The sequence below is a fragment of the Phytopseudomonas daroniae genome (assembly GCF_004327275.1).
Lineage (GTDB): Bacteria > Pseudomonadota > Gammaproteobacteria > Pseudomonadales > Pseudomonadaceae > Aquipseudomonas > Aquipseudomonas daroniae.
Genome location: NZ_QJUJ01000005.1, coordinates 1 through 18,664, shown reverse-complemented (window position 1 = coordinate 18,664; position 18,664 = coordinate 1). Strand labels below are relative to the sequence as shown.

The 18,664-nt window shown below is 61.5% G+C and carries 20 protein-coding genes; 11 read left to right on the top strand and 9 right to left on the bottom strand.

What is annotated here, in order from left to right; all coding sequences use genetic code 11:
* Positions 1-23: 23 nt before the first annotated feature.
* From aroC to DNK10_RS13500, 3 genes are all read left to right on the top strand, one after another.
* Complete coding sequence (gene aroC, locus DNK10_RS13510) at positions 24-1,115, top strand: chorismate synthase (protein ID WP_131191924.1); 1,092 nt, start codon at positions 24-26, stop codon at positions 1,113-1,115.
* A gap of 68 nt (positions 1,116-1,183) precedes the next feature.
* Positions 1,184-2,338, top strand: coding sequence for an MFS transporter (locus DNK10_RS13505; RefSeq protein WP_131191923.1), 1,155 nt, complete (start codon positions 1,184-1,186; stop codon positions 2,336-2,338).
* Between the two features lie 70 nt (positions 2,339-2,408).
* Positions 2,409-2,954, top strand: a complete 546-nt coding sequence (locus DNK10_RS13500; RefSeq protein ID WP_131191922.1) for an acireductone dioxygenase — start codon at positions 2,409-2,411, stop codon at positions 2,952-2,954.
* A gap of 9 nt (positions 2,955-2,963) precedes the next feature.
* Here DNK10_RS13500 and DNK10_RS13495 read toward each other — a convergent pair whose 3' ends face one another.
* The gene (locus tag DNK10_RS13495; RefSeq protein ID WP_131181539.1) at positions 2,964-3,461 is read right to left on the bottom strand and encodes a methylated-DNA--[protein]-cysteine S-methyltransferase; all 498 of its coding nucleotides are present in this window, start codon (positions 3,459-3,461) and stop codon (positions 2,964-2,966) included.
* Between the two features lies 1 nt (position 3,462).
* Positions 3,463-4,341 (bottom strand): DNA-3-methyladenine glycosylase family protein, encoded by an 879-nt coding sequence (locus DNK10_RS13490; protein WP_131191921.1) that lies wholly within the window; start codon positions 4,339-4,341, stop codon positions 3,463-3,465.
* Between the two features lie 209 nt (positions 4,342-4,550).
* Here DNK10_RS13490 and DNK10_RS13485 point away from each other — a divergent pair, with 209 nt between their 5' ends.
* Entirely contained in the window at positions 4,551-6,632 is a 2,082-nt protein-coding gene (locus DNK10_RS13485; RefSeq protein ID WP_131191920.1) for an LTA synthase family protein, read from the top strand.
* 140 nt (positions 6,633-6,772) lie between these two features.
* On the opposite strand, the gene DNK10_RS13480 is transcribed toward DNK10_RS13485, so the two are convergent.
* Positions 6,773-7,363 (bottom strand): lectin, encoded by a 591-nt coding sequence (locus DNK10_RS13480; protein WP_131191919.1) that lies wholly within the window; start codon positions 7,361-7,363, stop codon positions 6,773-6,775.
* Positions 7,364-7,510: 147 nt separating this feature from the next.
* A complete protein-coding gene (locus DNK10_RS13475) occupies positions 7,511-7,789 on the bottom strand; it encodes a hypothetical protein (RefSeq protein ID WP_131181535.1) in 279 nt (92 codons plus the stop codon).
* A gap of 249 nt (positions 7,790-8,038) precedes the next feature.
* Here DNK10_RS13475 and DNK10_RS13470 point away from each other — a divergent pair, with 249 nt between their 5' ends.
* Positions 8,039-8,380 carry a ribonuclease E inhibitor RraB gene (locus DNK10_RS13470; RefSeq protein WP_131181534.1) on the top strand — a complete coding sequence of 114 codons (342 nt, stop codon included), beginning with the start codon at positions 8,039-8,041 and terminating at the stop codon, positions 8,378-8,380.
* Positions 8,381-8,545: 165 nt separating this feature from the next.
* On the opposite strand, the gene DNK10_RS13465 is transcribed toward DNK10_RS13470, so the two are convergent.
* On the bottom strand, positions 8,546-8,791 hold the full coding sequence (locus DNK10_RS13465) for a hypothetical protein (RefSeq protein WP_131191918.1): 246 nt from the start codon (positions 8,789-8,791) through the stop codon (positions 8,546-8,548).
* Between DNK10_RS13465 and DNK10_RS13460 the strand changes: the two genes are divergently transcribed.
* The 4 genes from DNK10_RS13460 (at position 8,790) to DNK10_RS13445 (ending at position 13,274) form a co-directional block, all read left to right on the top strand.
* On the top strand, positions 8,790-10,199 hold the full coding sequence (locus DNK10_RS13460; protein WP_131181533.1) for a circularly permuted type 2 ATP-grasp protein: 1,410 nt from the start codon (positions 8,790-8,792) through the stop codon (positions 10,197-10,199). The genes DNK10_RS13465 and DNK10_RS13460 overlap by 2 nt on opposite strands.
* Positions 10,200-10,469: 270 nt before the next feature.
* Entirely contained in the window at positions 10,470-11,420 is a 951-nt protein-coding gene (locus tag DNK10_RS13455; protein WP_131181532.1) for an alpha-E domain-containing protein, read from the top strand.
* A complete protein-coding gene (locus DNK10_RS13450; RefSeq protein ID WP_131181531.1) occupies positions 11,417-12,214 on the top strand; it encodes a transglutaminase family protein in 798 nt (265 codons plus the stop codon). Before DNK10_RS13455 ends, DNK10_RS13450 begins: the two co-directional genes overlap by 4 nt.
* Before the next feature lie 172 nt (positions 12,215-12,386).
* Positions 12,387-13,274, top strand: a complete 888-nt coding sequence (locus tag DNK10_RS13445) for an AEC family transporter (protein ID WP_131191917.1) — start codon at positions 12,387-12,389, stop codon at positions 13,272-13,274.
* A gap of 501 nt (positions 13,275-13,775) precedes the next feature.
* Here the strand turns inward: DNK10_RS13445 and DNK10_RS13440 are convergent.
* Complete coding sequence (locus tag DNK10_RS13440) at positions 13,776-14,042, bottom strand: PepSY domain-containing protein (RefSeq protein WP_131181529.1); 267 nt, start codon at positions 14,040-14,042, stop codon at positions 13,776-13,778.
* A gap of 96 nt (positions 14,043-14,138) precedes the next feature.
* Positions 14,139-14,330: a hypothetical protein gene (locus tag DNK10_RS13435; protein ID WP_131191916.1), complete on the bottom strand. Its 192-nt coding sequence runs from the start codon at positions 14,328-14,330 to the stop codon at positions 14,139-14,141.
* 194 nt (positions 14,331-14,524) lie between these two features.
* On the opposite strand from DNK10_RS13435, the gene DNK10_RS13430 reads away from it, so the two are divergent.
* On the top strand, positions 14,525-15,253 hold the full coding sequence (locus DNK10_RS13430) for an amidotransferase (protein WP_131191915.1): 729 nt from the start codon (positions 14,525-14,527) through the stop codon (positions 15,251-15,253).
* Positions 15,254-15,361: 108 nt separating this feature from the next.
* Here the strand turns inward: DNK10_RS13430 and mqo are convergent, their stop codons facing one another.
* Both mqo and DNK10_RS13420 read right to left on the bottom strand, forming a co-directional pair.
* The gene (gene mqo, locus DNK10_RS13425; RefSeq protein WP_131191914.1) at positions 15,362-16,972 is read right to left on the bottom strand and encodes a malate dehydrogenase (quinone); all 1,611 of its coding nucleotides are present in this window, start codon (positions 16,970-16,972) and stop codon (positions 15,362-15,364) included.
* A 332-nt stretch (positions 16,973-17,304) separates the two neighbouring features.
* The gene (locus DNK10_RS13420) at positions 17,305-17,757 is read right to left on the bottom strand and encodes a hypothetical protein (RefSeq protein WP_131191913.1); all 453 of its coding nucleotides are present in this window, start codon (positions 17,755-17,757) and stop codon (positions 17,305-17,307) included.
* Positions 17,758-18,069: 312 nt separating this feature from the next.
* Between DNK10_RS13420 and DNK10_RS13415 the strand changes: the two genes are divergently transcribed.
* Positions 18,070-18,664 (top strand): aldehyde dehydrogenase family protein (locus DNK10_RS13415; RefSeq protein WP_131191912.1); only part of this gene is annotated, 595 nt, incomplete at its 3' end.

Here is an 18,664-nt window from a genome sequence, read left to right as displayed (position 1 = left end):
GAACTTACGTGGAGCCTCGCGCAATGTCCGGCAATACCTTCGGCAAGCTGTTCACCGTCACCACGGCCGGCGAGAGTCACGGCCCGGCGCTGGTCGCCATCGTCGACGGCTGCCCGCCTGGGCTGGACATTTCCCTGGATGACCTGCAGCGTGACCTCGACCGCCGCAAGCCCGGCACCAGCCGCCACACCACCCAGCGTCAGGAAGCCGACGAGGTGGAAATCCTCTCCGGGGTGTTCGAAGGCAAGACCACGGGGTGCGCCATCGGCCTGCTGATCCGCAATACCGACCAGAAGTCCAAGGACTATTCGGCGATCAAGGATCTGTTCCGCCCAGCGCATGCCGACTACACCTACCACCACAAGTACGGTATCCGCGACTACCGTGGCGGTGGCCGCAGCTCGGCGCGGGAAACCGCGATGCGCGTGGCCGCTGGCGCCATCGCCAAGAAGTACCTGGCCAGCCAGGGCATCGTCATCCGTGGCTACATGAGCCAGCTCGGGCCCATCGAAATTCCGTTCAAGACCTGGGACTCGGTAGAGGAAAACGCCTTCTTCAGCCCCGACCCGGACAAGGTGCCGGAGCTGGAGGCCTACATGGATCAGTTGCGCCGCGATCAGGATTCTGTCGGCGCGAAGATCACCGTGGTCGCCGAAGGCGTGATGCCGGGTCTCGGCGAGCCGATCTTCGACCGTTTGGACGCCGAGCTGGCCCACGCGTTGATGAGCATCAACGCGGTCAAGGGGGTGGAGATCGGCGCCGGTTTCGCCTCGGTGGCGCAGCGCGGTACAGAACACCGTGACGAGCTGACCCCGCAAGGTTTCCTGTCCAATCATGCCGGCGGCATTCTCGGCGGTATTTCCAGTGGCCAACCGATCGTCGCTCACCTGGCGCTCAAGCCGACCTCCAGCATCACCACGCCGGGTCGCTCCATCGACGTCGACGGCAACCCGGTGGACGTGATCACCAAGGGCCGTCACGATCCGTGTGTAGGCATCCGCGCCACGCCGATCGCCGAGGCGATGATGGCGATCGTGCTGATGGATCACCTGTTGCGCCAGCGTGCCCAGAATGCCGATGTGCGCGTGAGTACGCCGGTGCTGAAGCAGCTTTGAAACTCATGCGGCAAGTCATGAGCAGGGCTGTTGCTCTGCTTTTACTCGTGGCTTGAAGCTTGCGGCTTATGGCTGACTCCCTGCCTTACTGGCGCCTGTCCGGCTTCTACCTGTTCTACTTCGCGCTGCTCGGTGCCACCGCGCCGTTCCTGGGTTTGTATTTCGCGCATCTGGGATTCTCGCCGGCGCGCATCGGCGAGCTGGTGGCCATCCCGATGCTGATGCGCTGCATCGCGCCGAATCTGTGGGGCTGGCTGGGCGATTACAGCGGCAGGCGCTTGTTGATCGTGCGCCTCGGCGCCTTGTGCACGCTGCTCAGCCTGAGCCTGATCTTCGTCAGCCAGAGTTACGCCTGGCTGGCCCTGGTGATGGCCTTGCACGCGTTCTTCTGGCATGCGGTGCTGCCGCAGTTCGAGGTGATCACCCTGGCGCATCTGCGCGAGCAGTCGGCCCGTTATGCGCAGATCCGCCTGTGGGGCTCCATCGGCTTCATTCTCAGTGTGGTCGGCCTGGGCAAGGCCTTCGACTGGTTCAGCCTGGATATCTATCCCTGGGCGCTGTTGCTGATCATCGCCGGCATCGCCCTGAGCAGCTTCTGGGTGCCGGACGCCCAGCCGCTGGCGTCTTCGCAATCGGTAAACCGCGGCGGCTTCGTGCAGCAACTGAAACAACCCGGCGTGCTGGCCTTTTACCTATGCGTGGCGCTGATGCAGCTGTCCCACGGGCCGTACTACACCTTCCTCAGCATCCACCTGGAACAGCTCGGCTACAGTCGCGGGCTGATCGGCATGCTCTGGGCCCTGGGAGTGGTGGCCGAGGTGCTGATGTTCATGGGCATGGCACGCCTGCTCAGGCATTTCAGCGTGCGCCAGGTGCTGGTGGTCAGCTTCTTCATCGCCGCGCTGCGTTGGGTACTGATGGGCTTTCTGGCCGACCACCTGCTGGTACTGCTGTTCGCGCAATTGTTGCATGCGGCGACGTTCGGCAGCTTTCACGCCGCCTCGATCAGCTTCGTGCAACGCAGTTTCGGTGCTCGCCAGCAAGGGCAGGGACAGGCGCTGTATGCCTCTCTGGCCGGTATTGGCGGCGCCCTGGGCGCTCTGTATGCGGGTTACAGTTGGAAAGGGCTTGGCCCGGAGTGGACATTCGCCCTGGCGGGGCTGGCCGCACTGGCTGCAGCCGTTATCATGGCCAGACGCACAGCCGATCCGGCGCGACCATGATGGCTGCCTGAGTTACGGGTCAAATCAAGCTGCCCGCGGGGCGGCGAGCACTTAATAAGGAATTTCTTCCATGAGCCGCCTGAGCGTTCATCATCAGTCCAGCCCCGATATCCCCAACAAGGTGTTGGGGCACGCCGAGGACATCACCAGTACGCTGGCTGCGGCCGGTATCGATTTCAGCGTTCTGGATCTCGACCTCAGGTTGCAGGCCGGCGCGGCGCAAGAGGATATCCTTGCCGCGATTGGCGGGCCGCTGGAACAGCTGAAGCGTGATCACGATCTGGGTCACGTGGAGGTGATCAGCATCGACCAGCGCCGCTGGCCAAGGGAAGACGACAAGCCCGTCAGTCCACCGCAGGAAGTCGTTGTGGATAGCACGCAGCTCTATCTGTTTCTGGCCGGGCAGGGGCTGTTGAGCCTGCATGTCGGCGAATATGTGTATGCGCTACTGGGTGAGCGCAATGCCCTGGTCTCGGTACCGGCTGGCACCCGCCACTGGTTCGATCTGGGCGAGTTCCCTCATTGTGCGATGGTTCGCTTGTCGGCTGGGATCGCGGCAGAGGGAACGCCGAGCGGCGACGGGATCGCCGCTTCCTTCCCACGGCTGGAAGACTGAGCCGGAGCTTCAGTCGAACAGCGAAGCCTGCGGCCTGGGTACGGCACCTTCCAGTTCCAGCAGCAGTTGCTTGCGCGGCAGGCCGCCGGCAAAACCGGTCAGACTGCCGTCGCGGCCGATGACGCGGTGGCAGGGGATGATGATGCAGATCGGGTTGGCGCCATTGGCTGCGCCGACGGCGCGTACCGCCTTGGGTCTGTCTATACGCTGTGCCAGGGCGCTGTAGCTGTCGAGGCGACCGAAAGGAATCTCCAGCAAGGCACGCCAGACGGCCTGCTGGAACGGCGTGCCCTGAGGATTGAGTCGCAACTCGAAGCGCTGACGGCGGCCGCTGAAGTATTCGTCGAGCTGGCGGCTGGCAGCATCCAGTGCGGAACCTGTATCACGCCAGTTTTCACCGATCTGCCAGGGCGTGCGCTCCACGTCCATGAGCAACTGTTGCAGCCCCTGCTCGTCACCAGCCATGAACAGGCGGCCGATAGGGCTGTCGTGGTAACGGTAGAACATCTCAACCTCCTGAGTAGTTGTGCCAGAGATGGGCCGCCGCATAGGCGCGCCATGGCCGCCAGGCTTCAGCGTGGGCCTGTAGTTGCCGAACATCGATGCCCCCGGCGCCCCAGATCGGCGCTTTCAGCAAACCCAGGTCGCTGGTGGGAAAGGCGTCTGCGTCACCGAAGGCCCGCAGGGCGATGTATTGCGCTGTCCAGGGGCCGATGCCGGGCAGGGCGCACAAGCGTGCGATCAGCTCGCTCGCTCCCTGGCTGATGTCCAGGCGCAAAGCGCCGCTTGCGACCTGAGCGGCGAAGTGCTGCAGGGTCTGCACACGTTTGCCGGGCATGCCGATGCCATCGAGGTTGGCGGCTGCGATGGCGGCAGGTGTCGGGAATAAACGGTCGATGCCGACTGGTGCGTCCGCCAGGGATTCACCGAGGCGATCGACCAGGCGGCCGGTGATGGTCACCGCTGCCTTGACCGTGACCTGCTGACCGACGATGGCCCGCACGGCCTGTTCGAAGGCATCGAAAGCCGTAGGCAGACGCAAACCGGGATTGCGCGCGAGCATCGGCGCGAGGCGTTCATCTGCCGCGAAGTGGGCGGCGATGATGGCCGGGTCGGCATCCAGATCGAACATGCGGCGTACGCGCTGAGTCAACTGTGGCAAGCAGGCTCTGGCCGAGGCGCTGTAATCGAGCTCCAGCGCATCCTGGTCGGGCAGGGCACTGACGCGGAACCAGCCGGTAATGCCATCCAGACGAAAGCTGCGGCAATAATCCCGTTCGCTCAGGCATTCCTGCCCGATGATGGCGCGTAATTTGAAATGATCGTGAAACTGTTGCCAGCTCCAGGGCGCCTGGTAGGGCAGCAGGATGGTTTTGTTCTGTGTCATGGCGCTGACGATAACCGCAGGACGCTGTCTTGTCAGCGTGGAAAATGACTTTCAAACAGGGCGCCCAGGGCTGCCGGGAAGCTGGCCTTCAGCACGCTGAGAATCCTTATCGACAAAATTTTCACATCCACACGAACACACTCGCGCGCCACCAGTCGCCGTTATTCGAGGTGAGCTGGGCGGTATAAGTCTTTTGTGGATGATCAAGCATGACCCCTACTGCAGTTCAGGGCACACCTTCCAGCACCTCGCATTCCTTCCAGCCGTTACGCAGCCAGTTGCTATTCACTCTGTTCAGCGCCCTGACGTTGTTGGTGATGTACACCGTGCTGCGCGCCACGTTACTGGCCTACAACCGCGACCTGATCGGCGACACGCCGGTTACGGTGTTCGCTGAAGCCTTCTTCAACGGTTTGCGTTTCGACCTGCGCGTGGTGGTGTACGCCTGCGCGCCCTTACTGATCGCCTTGCTCAGCACCCGCGCCATGCTCGCGCGCGGCTGGCAGCGTGTCTGGCTGACCTTCTTCGCCAGCGTGACGCTGTTTCTCGGCCTGGCCGAGCTGGATTTCTACAAGGAATTTCACCAGCGCCTGAACAGCCTGGTGTTCCAGTACCTGCAGGAAGACCAGGCCACCGTGATGGGTATGCTCTGGAACGGTTTTCCGGTGGTGCGCTACCTGATCGTCTGGTTCGTCATCACCGGCCTGTTGTGGTGGATGTTCACGTTGCTGGATCGTGCCAGCCGCGCCAGGACGCCAGTTGGCGCTACCACCGTACGTCCAAGGGTAGCCTGGTACTGGCGCGTTTCGGTGTTCTTCCTCTGCCTGCTGATCGCGGTGATCGCCGCTCGTGGCCACTTGCGCCAAGGCCCGCCGCTGCGCTGGGGCGATGCCTACACCACCGAGTCGATGTTCGCCAACCAGTTGGGCCTGAACGGTACGCTGACGCTGTTCACAGCCGCCCAGGCCAGCTTCGGCCCGCATCGCGACAACACCTGGCAGTCGACCATGGAAGACGACCAGGCCCGGCAGATCACCCGTGACATGCTGCTGACCCAGGATGACGAGCTGGTCGATGCCGACAGTGCCGCAATCCGCCGCGTCTACACGCCACCCGCCGACGGCACGCTGCCGATCCGCAACGTGGTAGTCATCCTGATGGAGAGCTTCGCCGGGCATTCCGTCGGAGCCCTCGGCGCGCCGGGCAATATCACCCCTTATTTCGACAAGCTGAGCCAGGAAGGACTGTTGTTCGAGCGCTTCTTCTCCAATGGCACCCATACCCATCAGGGCATGTTCGCCACCATGGCCTGTTTTCCCAATCTGCCGGGCTTCGAGTACCTCATGCGTACGCCGGAAGGCGCCCACAAGTTCTCCGGGCTGCCGCAGCTGCTTGGCGGCCGTGGTTTCGACAACCTGTACGTCTATAACGGCAATTTCCAGTGGGACAACCAGTCCGGCTTCTTCAGTAACCAGGGCATGACCAACTTCATTGGTCGTGAAGATTTCGTCGACCCGGTGTTCATGGATCCCACCTGGGGCGTTTCCGATCAGGACATGTTCGACCGTGGCGCGCTGGAGCTGAAGACCCATTACGGCGACAAGCCGTTCTATGCACTGTTGCAGACGCTGTCCAACCACACGCCTTACGCCTTGCCCAGGGATCTGCCGGTAGAGCCGGTGCTGATCGATGGCCGGGAAAACCTGCACCGCACTGCGATGCGCTATTCGGATTGGGCGCTTGGGCAGTTCTTCGAGAAGGCGCGCACGGAGCCTTACTTCAAGGAGACCCTGTTCGTGGTGGTAGGTGACCATGGTTTTGGTGGCTTCGATCAGGTCACCGAGATGGATCTGCAGCGTTTCAACGTGCCGTTGCTGTTGATCGCGCCCGGTATCCAGGAGAAGTTCGGCAAGGTCAGCCATACCGTTGGTACTCAGGTCGACATCGTACCGACCATCATGGGGCGCCTCGGCGGCGAGGTACGCCACCAGTGCTGGGGGCGTGATCTGCTCAACCTGCCTGAAGGCGATGGCGGCATCGGGGTGATCAAGCCATCGGGCGGCGACCAGACGGTGGCTATCGTCACGCCCGATCAGGTGTTGGTGCAGCCCAAGGGCTTCGAACCGCGCCTGTATCGCTACAGTCTGGGTGCCAAGCCGATTGCCGAGCGCATCGAAGGGCCGGTCGATGAAGCGTTGAAGAAGCGTCTCGAAGGTTTCCTGCAAACAGCTACCAAGAGCCTGCTGGATAACACTGCTGGCGTGGTGGCTGGCATGCCCGATAAGCCATAGTGGATGGGGCTCCTACATACGATCGCGTAGGAGCCGGCTTGCCGGCGATTGGCGGCCATGCCGCCCAGCAATCGAATCGCCCCGGGGCAGGGCTCCTATGCGCGGGGCGAGACGAATCAGCGTCTCGCCTTATCGTCACTTCAACTGCAGCCTTCCACATAGAAAACTGCTGGCGGCATGCCGATTCGCCAGCGGGTTACCAGGCCATTGGGATCGGTCTCGAAAACCAGGCGGGCTTCGCTGTCGATGAAGGGCTTGACGATAAAATCGCTGGCACCTTCGACGTACTTGTGCGGTTGTTCTTCGAAGTGGCCGGGGAAGGTGGCGCGAATCTGCTGGGCGCTGCTGCCGACCTGCAAACCTCGTGGTGCCTTACGTTCGCGCGTATCGATGTCGTAACGTACGAAAACTCCGCTTTCCAGCATGAACGAGATACCGAAGCCATCGGCTGGCCGCGGATCCTGGAACAGCTGACGACAGGTGTCGGAGGTGCCACCCCCGTCGCGCAGAGAACCCTTCCAGGCCGCACGTACCGCGGTTTCATCACTGCCGAAGCGAGCGCTGGCGAAACCGCTGAACGGGCTGAGATCCTCTTTTTCCTGCAGTTTTGGCGGGCTGCTCTGGGTGGCGGAGGCGGTCTTGGCGGGGATCTTGTCGGCGTCACTGCAGGCGCTGAGCGCCAGGATGCCGGTCATCAGAACTGTGGAAATGAAAAGCGTGCGTTTCGCCATGAAATCCAACCTTCGTCTCGAATGGGAACGGCCGCATACGGCTGCGACCGGATCTGTCTGGGCATGAGACCGGCTGGAGTGGGCGCTTGCGCGCTTTGGCTTTGAAATGGAGTGGCCCGCTGCGGATGCGGGCCACTCGTTACGGCCTCATGCTGCGTGGTGTTTGGCCGCGTTATCGGGGAAAAGATCCCGCCCGTTATCGAGATATTGATCGACCAGCCATTTGCCATGGGCAATGGAGGCGTGCTGGGCCTTGTCCAGGTCTTCGAGAAAGGCTCCGTTCATCGGCAGAGCCATACGTCGGGTGGTACGTCCGTCCGGCGCGGTAATCCGGCAGCCGCCGGCCCATGGAGTCGGAATACCTGGATGTTCCATGACCTCGGCACTGATGCGGTGGTCGCGGTGGGTGCACTGTAGCGTACTCATAAGTGATACCTCGTGTAGTCTGGCCCGCAGAGGCTGCACGACGATCCCTGATCGAAACACACCGGCAAGCGGGCGTTGCTTTCATGAATGGGTATAGCATGGCAATGCGACAGGAACGACGCAAGCCGCTGGGCGGTCTATCCTGAGTGGCAGGGCCGACTTCTACGGCCTGCACCGACCATCCAGACCAGGCAAATGGGGAGCCGTTGGTTCGGCGATCCAACCTTTCACCTGATGGAGATCAACGTTATGAGCACAGTCTTGCACGATGATGTCAGTGGTGGCGTTTTAGGTCGGATGAAAAAAGGAGGGTTCGATTTCGCCAGTGTCCATCCCATCGAGTTCTACGCGATCTTCCCTGATGAAGATGGCGCTTTGAAGGCGACACGCAATTTTCGTGGCGAATCGCTGCATGCCCTGGTGACCGAACGCGATGAGGGTGGGTGGCACCTGCAGGTGAGCAAAGTGATGCATGTCACCTATGCGGGGATAGATGATTTCGAGCAGGACATGGAGGCGGTGGTAGCACCGCTAGGCGGCAAGCTGGATGGCTGGGGTGTCACTCAGGAAGTATCGCTGCCGCATCGCTGATACCCCCATCACCAACAGACCAGCCTCGTGCTGGTCTTTTTTATGGCCTGCCATCCCTGGCGGCCACCCTGCGGGCCGTCGCAAGCGACGTTAAAAATGGCTCCCGGCCATTTTTTATGGTCTGCCATCTTTAGAAGGCTGCCTCCCAGACCATGGTCACGGGCGTTAGCCGTAGCCTCCTGTTACTTTTTTATTGCGCGTATCGCGCTGCATGCAGGTCGAACTGAACAGGGTGATTCGTGGCTGCGCCACGGTTTGGGGCATGGTGCCTGTCTGTCGATTACTGCTCGCCCCTGTTTGGTGCGTTGTCTGCTTTTGTTTGTTTGAAGTGATTGATTTTAAAGGATTAATTTTGATGGCTCGGGCTTTGCTACGGATCATGTAGTCCCGGGTGGCAATGGAGTTCGGCATGGCCCGCACCTTTTATGACGAAATGCACCTGACGGATGGCGCGTGTCGTCCGCATTACCAGGCCTTTGCCCGCTGGCTGGCGGACACGCCACAGGAGTTGCTGGCGCAACGGCGTCGCGAGGCGGATCTTCTCTTTCATCGCGCTGGCATCACTTTCACGCTCTATGGGGACGATCAGGGCACCGAGCGGCTGATTCCTTTCGACATCATTCCACGCAGTATTCCTGCCAGCGAATGGCGCATCGTCGAACGTGGCTGCATCCAGCGGGTGCAGGCATTGAACATGTTTCTCGCCGATCTGTATCACGATCAACGCATCATCAAGGCCGGGCTGATTCCCGCCGAACAGGTGCTGGCCAACGACGGCTATCAGATGGCGATGCAGGGGCTGAACCTGCACCGCGACCTGTATGCCCATATCGCCGGTGTCGATTTGGTGCGCGATGGCGACGGCACCTATTACGTGCTCGAAGACAACCTGCGTACGCCCAGCGGTGTCAGCTACATGCTCGAAGACCGCAAGATGATGATGCGTCTGTTCCCCGAGCTGTTCGCCAACCAGCGCATCGCGCCGATCGACCACTACCCGAGCCTGCTCCTCGATACTCTGAAGAGCTCCAGCCCATTGGATAATCCGACCGTGGTGGTGCTGACGCCGGGCCGTTTCAACAGCGCCTACTTCGAGCATGCCTTTCTGGCCCGGGAGATGGGCGTGGAACTGGTCGAAGGCGCAGACATGTTCGTGCGCGACGACAAACTGTTCATGCGTACTACCTCCGGCGCCAGGCAGGTCGATGTGGTCTATCGCCGTCTCGACGACGACTTCCTCGATCCGCTGGCCTTCAATCCCGATTCGATGCTCGGCGTGCCCGGGCTGCTGTCCACCTACCGTTCCGGCAACGTGGTGCTGGCCAATGCCATTGGCACCGGTGTGGCTGACGACAAGTCGATCTATCCCTATGTCGACGAGATGATCCGCTTCTACCTCGACGAGGAGCCGATCCTCAAGAACGTGCCGACCTGGCAATGCCGCAAGCCCAGCGAACTGTCCCACGTGCTGGCCAACCTCAAGGATCTGGTGGTCAAGGAAACCCAGGGCTCCGGCGGTTACGGCATGCTGGTCGGGCCGGCCGCCAGCAAGGCGGAGATCGAAGCGTTTCGCCTGCGTCTGATCGCCCGGCCGGAAGCGTACATCGCGCAACCGACCCTGTGCCTGTCGACCTGCCCGACCTTCGTCGAAAACGGCATCGCGCCGCGGCATATCGATTTGCGACCCTTCGTGCTGTCCGGGAAGGAAACCCGCCTGGTACCCGGCGGGCTCACACGTGTAGCCCTGCGTGAGGGCTCACTGGTGGTCAACTCGTCGCAAGGCGGCGGTACCAAGGACACCTGGGTGGTGGAGGACTAACAGGGCGCCCTCACGCTAAATGACGGCCGCGCCGCTGCCCCGCAAGGCGCAAGACAAGGAATGAGGAGAGAGATTTGGTTATTCCAAATGAACGACGAATGACGCCGGATTGCGCCTTGCGAGGCGTGGCCCTTCGGGTTGGCGCTGTGAGCCCGCCATGCTGCGTTGCGGGACTTGACGAGGGAGTGGCCATCGCCTGCGTCCCGCGCCTTGCCTGGCAGGCTCACAGCGCCAACGCGGCTCGCCATTTAGCATGAGGGCGCCCTGATTATGCTATCGAGAACTGCCTCCGATCTGTACTGGATGTCCCGCTATCTGGAGCGTGCGGAAAACCTCGCGCGCATGCTGGATGTCAGCTATTCGCTGTCGTTGATGCCGCAGGACGGTCGCCGCGACGGCCTCGATGAGCTGGCGATGCCACTGCTCATCACCGGCACCCTGGAGGAATACCAGGAGCGCCATGGCCCGCTGCATGCCGAGCGCATGCTGCATTTCTTCGCGCTGGATGCGCAAAACCCGGCGAGCATCTACAGTTGCCTGGGTGCTGCACGCAGCAACGCCCATGCGGTACGTGGACGCATCACCGCGGATATGTGGGAGAACATCAACGCCACCTGGCTGGAGATTCGCGGCATCGCCGAGCAGGGCCTGGGCCGTTACGGCATCAGTCGTTTCTGCGAGTGGGTCAAGGAACGCTCGCACCTGTTTCGCGGCGCCACCTTCGGCACCATCGTGCGTGGCGAGGCTTATCGGTTCATTCGCCTTGGCACCTTCATCGAGCGAGCCGACAACACCCTGCGCCTGCTCGATTCGCGCTACGAGCTGCTGGGCGAGGACATCGACGAGATCGATGGCCGCCCGGCCCACAGCTACTACCAGTGGAGCGCGTTGCTGCGCGCGCTGTCGTCGTTCGAGGCGTTCGCCGAGGTCTACCGCGGCTCTCCAGGCGCGCGCAAGGTATCCGAATTACTGTTGTTGCGTCCTGAAGTGCCGCGTTCGCTGCGTGCCTGCATGGACGAGTTGTACCTGATGCTCGACAACCTGCCCGGTGAAAACGGCCGCCCGGCACAGCGCCTGGCTGCCGAACTCGACGCGCGGTTGCGTTACACCAGCATCGATGAGGTGCTGGAGGAGGGCCTGCACGCCTGGCTGACTGACTTCATCGGGCAGGTGCACGAACTGGGTCGCGCCATTCACACGTCCTATCTGGAGGTCGCATGAGACTGTCCATCCGCCACAACACCACCTATCACTACGAAGATCAGGTACGTGCCAGCATCCAGTATCTGCGTCTCACACCCCACGACAGCGAGCGCCAGCAGGTACTCAGCTGGCAGCTGGATCTGCCGCGTCCGGTGCGGGCGCAGCGTGACCCGTACGGCAACATCCTGCATGTGCTGACCCTGGACGAGCCGCACGAGTCGATCGTCATTGGCGCCCGTGGCCAGGTGGAGATCGACGAGTCCAGCGACGCCGAGCACGAAAGCCAGTCGGCGCTGCCATTCCTGCGCTTCACGCGCCTGACCGAAGCGGACGAGGCGCTGCGTGATTTTGCCGCCGTGCAATGCGCGCGTCGCCGTGACCGCAACGCTTTGATCGATCTGATGCACGGCCTGAATGGCCATATCAGTTACCTGCCGGGCGTCACCGAGGTGGAAACCAGCGCCGCGCAGGCTTTTGCCGGCCGCCAGGGTGTTTGCCAGGATCATGCGCATGCCTTCATCGCCTGCGCCCGCAGCCTGGGCATTCCGGCGCGCTATGTATCGGGCTACCTGTTCACCGATAGCCGTGATCACCTGGCCAGCCATGCCTGGGCCGAAGCATGGCTGGAGGGCGCCTGGTACAGCTTCGATGTGACCAACTGCCTGGCCAGACCCGAGCGACATCTGAAACTGGCGGTAGGGCTGGATTACCTGGATGCCTGCCCGGTACGCGGCATGCGCCGTGGCGGTGGTGGCGAACGAATGATGGCGCGGGTCGATGTGGAACCGCTGATCGTCGCGCAGGAGCAGTAATCGGGGGAGGGCAGGGATCTGATGCTCTGCTCGCGATCGTGACCTTCGTGCGCTTCTGCGTCGGGCTCCAGGCCCGATAGCGGCATCAAGGATTGGTCAATTGCACTTGTACGACTTGCGACAAGTTGCCTATCCCTCCTAGGATGGGCGTTTTGCCCCGAGGGGAATGGCCATGTTGGCCGAGTTGTTCGCTGTATTGGCGCCGGTGGTCATCGTCGCCGGCATCGGTTATGTCTGGGCCCGCAGCGGCCAGAGCTACCCCACGGATTTCATCGCCCGCCTGGTGCTGTCCATCGGCACGCCAAGCCTGGTGCTGGCGACCCTGAGTCGTACCAACCTCGACCCGCAGGCGTTCACCAGCATGGCTGTGGGGTGTGTGCTGGCTACTGGTTGCATGGGGCTGTTCGGTTGGCTGTTCAGCCGGCTGTTTCGCCAGCAGTGGAAGGTCTTGGTGCCGGCCTTCCTGTTTCCCAACACCGGCAACATGGGGCTGCCAATCAGCCTGTATGCCTTTGGTGAACACGGTCTGGCGCTGGCTGTAGCGTTCTTTCTGACCCTGTCGATTTTCCAGTTCAGCGTAGGTATCGCGCTGTCGGGCAATGCAGCATCGTTTCGGGATCTGCTGCGTAACCCCATCATGATCAGCCTGCTGCTGGCACTGCCAATGATTTTCTTCGACCTGCAACTGCCACGCTGGCTGGGCAATACCGTGAGCCTGCTGGGCGGTATGACGATTCCCTTGATGTTGCTGACCCTGGGTGTCTCGCTCGCCAGCATTCGCCTGCATCACCTCGGTTCCGGGCTGCTGCTTGGCGCGCTGCGCATTCTGCTGGGGGCAGGGGTCGGCTGGGGAGTCGGTGCGGCACTCGCACTGGAGCCGCTGACTCACGCGGTGCTGGTGGTGCAGTCAGCCATGCCGGTCGCGGTGTTCAACTATCTGTTTGCCGTGCGCGCCAATCGTTCGCCCGAACAGGTTGCCAGCCTGGTGCTGTGCTCAACCGTGTTGGCGGTTGGTTTGCTACCGCTGATTCTGGCCTGGTGGATGCCACTGGTGAACTGACAGCGCGCTCAGCCGATCATCCGACTCAGGTTGGGCAGGATCAAAAGCACTGCAGTCGCAAAGAGGATCAGTCCCGCCTGACGGAATTTGGGCTTCTTGAACATGGCCGTTACCTTTTGATTGTTGTCGTGTGGGCCGGTGAGTGCCGTATCCCCCGGCGATCGCCCCAGCAAGACCCGGCGGCGCATGTATTCACTGTAGAGCGGATGTTCTGTTTTTTTATATCAGTTGGTTCCTAGCATAGTGCCTGAGAGTGCCGCACAGTTATGGAACCCTTGGCCGCTTTCGCATACCCCTGCGCCAGACGCCGCGCGGCTTGGTTCATGCCTTGCAATGCTCGTTTACCGTTCGTCAGGATCGGCAAGATCCAAGGGGAAACCCACAAAAAATTGCCGGGAGCAATTTTTGACGTCGCTCCGCGACGGCCCGTAGGGTTGCCGCCAGGGATGGCAGGCAACAAAAAACCGGCCTGAGACGGCCGGTTTTTCGGATTACCTCAGCTCAGTCATCCAACTGCTCGCGGATGACCTTGCCCGACTTGCCGTCGATACGGAATTCATACAGGCGGTTGTCCTGTTTGATGCCTTTGCCTTCCCAGTAACCGTCGTCGTCGGCCTCGATCTTGTGAACCTGGGTAAAGCCAGCCTGCTTGGCGCTGCTCAGGGCTTGCTCGATGCTGATCCAGTCAGCACCAGGACGATCGGCCATGGCGAAACCGGCACTCAGGGCGGCGGCAGCGGTGAGGGCAGTCAGGGTCTTCTTGAGCATCGTAAAACTCCTTTTTCTTCGGGAAGATACGCCCGCTTTCAGGCGTTGAAGCTTCGAGTACGCCTCTTCGCTGCAGGTTCAGGAAAACTGCTTCGTTCAATGGCTCGCCTGGATCGCTGTTGCGGATCCTGGCTGCGCGGTGGTCGACGTGCCTGGTATCGACGCATAACGCCCGGCACTCGAGCCGCTGTGCATGCTCAGGCCAAGCAGCGGTACGGCGATCAGCAGGTAGAGGGCGATAGCGCCAAAGGCGCCGTTGCGTGCATATCTGACGGTCTGGCTGTGCATGATGCGGCGCTCGCTTCGAGGGGGCCGGTGGCCGATGAGCGAATCATCTTCTTCGGGCGTACCCGACAGAAGTAAATGTTCTTCATGGCAGCTATCGAAACGACTGATGACTGCCTTTGGCAGTTGGCCTCTTGCCTTGCTTGGCGGGCACAGGCACGCTTTAGCGGCGTCATCATTCTTTTCAGGTACCGTCCATGTCGTTGCAGATCTGCATTCTGGAAACCGATATTCTGCGTCCCGAGCTGGTCGACCAGTACCAGGGGTACGGCAGGATGTTCGAACGTCTTTTTGCCGGGCAGGCCATTGCTGCCACCTTCAGTGTGTTCAACGTGATGAACGGCGACTACCCGCCGGCCGATGTGCGCTTCGATGCCTACCTGGTCACCGGTAGCAAAGCCGATTCGTTCGCCACTGATCCGTGGATCGAGACCCTCAGGGCTTATCTGCTCGAGCGTTATCAGGCCGGTGACAAGCTGCTCGGCATCTGTTTCGGACACCAATTGCTGGCGCTGCTGCTGGGCGGCAAGGCCGAGCGTGCGAGCGGTGGCTGGGGTGTGGGTATCCACCGTTACCAGTTGGCCGAAAAACCGGACTGGATGACGCCGTCGCTCGAAGAGCTGACGCTACTGATCAGCCACCAGGATCAGGTCACTCGCCTGCCGGAAAATGCCACGCTGCTGGCCTCCAGCCCATTCTGCGCGCATGCAGCCTACCGTATCGGTGATCAGGTGCTGTGCTTCCAGGGGCATCCGGAGTTCGTGCCCGAGTACTCGCGCGCCTTGCTCGATATCCGTCAGCAGCATATCGGCGAGTCGGTGTACCGCGTCGCCGTGGACAGCCTGCACGAGATCCACCACGGGCGCACGGTCGGTGAGTGGATGCTGCGTTTCATCGCCAACGGGCGCAACGCCGAGCCGGCGTAAGCCTATAGCCGAGCCCCCCTGGTTTGGATGCCAGAAACGACAACGGCCCTGACGGGCCGTTGTTGTAGGTGCAGGGCGCCTTGCGTGGAGGCACCCGTTCAAGCGGTATTACAGGGCTTCAGCCTCGACCTCTACGGGTTCTTCAGCTTGCTCCTGCTCAGGCTTGACCTCGACGAAGGTCAACTGCAGGCGCTCGCTGCTCCAGGCGCGGGTCTTGTTGGTCAGCTCCAGGTTATTGTTCAGGGTCTGGCCGTAGGAGGGGATGATCTCCTTCAGCTTGGCCTGCCACTCTGGGGTCTTGATCTTGTCCTTGAAGGTTCTTTCCATCAGGTGAAGCATGATCGGCGCGGCAGTGGAAGCACCTGGCGAAGCGCCGAGCAGCGCAGCGATGGAGCCATCTTCGGCACTGACCACTTCGGTACCGAACTGCAGGACGCCGCCCAGCTCAGGGTCTTTCTTGATGATCTGTACGCGCTGGCCAGCCTGCACCAGTTCCCAGTCCTTGTCCTGAGCTTCCGGGAAGTAGTCACGCAGCGAGTGCATGCGGTCTTCCTGGCTGAGCATCAGTTGGCCGATCAGGTAGGTGCTGAGCGACATGTTGTCGAGACCGGCGTGGGTCATCGGCATGATGTTATGGGTGGTCAGTGTGCTGAACAGATCCAGCAGCGAGCCGTTTTTCAGGAACTTGGTGGAGAAGGTCGCGAATGGCCCGAACAGGATGACTTTCTGGCCATCGATCACACGGGTATCCAGGTGCGGAACCGACATGGGCGGCGAGCCGACCGAGGCCAGACCGTAGACCTTGGCCTGGTGCTTGGCGACCACTTCCGGGTTACGGGTAACCAGGAACGAACCACCGACCGGGAAACCGGCATAGCCGTCAGCTTCCGGAATGCCGGATTTCTGCAGCAACTTGAGGGCACCACCACCGGCACCGATGAACACGAACTTGGCGTTGATGGTGCTCAGCTTGTCGCCATTGGCCAGGTCGGCCACGGTGACGTTCCAGCTGCCGTCGTCGGCGCGGGTAATGTCACGTACTTCATGCTGTACGTGCACATTGAACTCGTCTTTCTGCGACAGCGAGTCGAGCAACTGGTTGGTGATTTCGCCGAAGTTGACGTCGGTGCCGATTTCCACACGAGTGGCAGCCAGCTTCTCGCCCGGCTCACGGCCTTCCATCACCAGCGGGATCCACTGCTTGATCTGCCCCGGATCATCGGAGAACTGCATATCGCGGAACAACGAGCTGTGTTGCAGAGCCGCGTGGCGCTTCTTCAGGAACTCGGTGTTCTTGTCACCCCACACGAAGCTCATGTGCGGCACGTTGTTGATGAACGATTTCGGGTTGTTGAGGATCCCTTTCTCGACCTGATAGCCCCAGAACTGCTTGGAGATCTCAAAGGATTCGTTGATCGCCACGGCCTTGCTGATATCGATGCTGCCGTCGGCCTTTTCCGGGGTGTAGTTCAGTTCGGCGAAAGCCGAGTGACCGGTACCGGCGTTGTTCCACGGGTTGGAGCTTTCGTCGGCAACGTGCGGCAGGCGTTCGTACAGGTCGATTTTCCAGGTCGGCTCCAGCTCGTTGAGGTAGGTGCCGAGGCTTGCGCTCATGATGCCCCCGCCGATCAGCAGGACGTCCACGGATTTTTCCGGTTCGGGCTGCTTGGCGCAGCCGAGCGCGCTCAAGCACAGTAGGGACAGCAGGAGTTTTTTCATTAGACAGACCATTTCATTAATGTAATTGCATGACGGCACGACCGGCTCTGTACAACCCTGGGTAGCGAAGCTGCATCGCCTGTTGCGTGCTGCCAGGTTCCGTTCTGCGAAACCGGTCAGCCCCGGTGATTTTTTTGAAACACCGGGTGATTTACCTTCAAGTGCGCGCATTCGTCGCAGGCGGCCGGCAGCAAGCAAAACCGATGCCGAAACGAGCGCAGGTCAATGAACTGGTGATCTGTATCAATATGTTTGTCATGTTTTCGTGAGGCAGATGGCGAAAATCCGCCTCTTGCTCACAAGAACAGCGCTCGGCTTGGCGGATTCCCGCCTCAATTGCTCGCGCCACCTGTCGCCGAACCGCCCGTGCTACCAGCGGCTCCCGGTGCGCTCGGCGCGGTAGGCGTATCTGTCGAACCACCCTGAATGGTCGGTGAACGCTGTCCATTATCAGCGGGTGCCCCTGGCGTCAGATTCGAGGGCTGTCGCTCGACGGCCGGGTTGCCCGCCGGTTCGGCAGAGCGATTCTGCCGGGCAGGGGAGTTGACCGTGCTGCGCGGTGCTTGCTGGTCAGGCACCTGGTTGGGCTGTTGCTGCTGATTCTGATCCGTTGCCGGTTGGCCGACACCGCCTCCGTCAGCGGGAGGCGCCCCGGTGCGATCGCGAACCATGTCATCGCCGATCTTTTCGCGTTGCTGCTGCAACGACAGGCCGTCATCGTCGGCCTGCACACCGATGATGAACAGGGCAGCAAGCAAAACCACCGATCCAGTGAGTGTTTTCATCGTCGTCTCCCAGGCTTCGTACTGTGATCAGGTGACCGGCTGGCGTGGCGCAATGTTCACTGAATCTTCCCGAAGGTGCGCCGCCTCAAGGCCACATGCAGCGAGCAGGGTGTCAGCGGCGAAAGCGCTGGCGAGCGTCTACCCTGATAGCAGGCTGGCACCCATGCGCTCTGCCATGCCTCTCTGCGGCTACTGCCAATGCCCGGGCGATCTCTGCCAGGGCTCATTGCGGTCAGGCGCTATTCGGAATCGAACCAAGACTTGTCTCTCTCCTCAGAGGACAGGCTTCCATAAAAAGTAGAGGTCACTCACATGATTTATGCCAAACCAGGTACCGCAGGCGCCGTCGTCACCCTCAAACCGCGCTACGGCAACTACATCGGTGGCGAGTTCGTCGCGCCGGTAGGCGGCCAGTACTTCACCAACACCAGTCCGGTGGATGCCTCGGTGATCGGCGAATTCCCCCGTTCCGACGCCAAGGACATCGACAAGGCCCTGGACGCCGCCCATGCCGCCGCCGATGCCTGGGGCAAGACGTCGGTACAGGATCGCGCGCTGATCCTGCTGAAGATCGCCGACCGCATCGAAGCCAACCTCGAACTGCTCGCCGTGGCGGAAACCTGGGACAACGGCAAGGCCGTGCGCGAGACGCTCAATGCCGACGTGCCGCTGGCCGCCGACCACTTCCGTTATTTCGCCGGCTGCATCCGCGCCCAGGAAGGCAGTGCTGCGGAGATCAACGAACACACCGCCTCCTATCACTTCCACGAACCGCTGGGCGTGGTCGGGCAGATCATTCCCTGGAACTTCCCGCTGCTGATGGCCGCCTGGAAGCTGGCCCCGGCCCTGGCGGCCGGCAACTGCGTGGTGCTCAAGCCCGCCGAGCAGACACCGCTGTCGATCACTC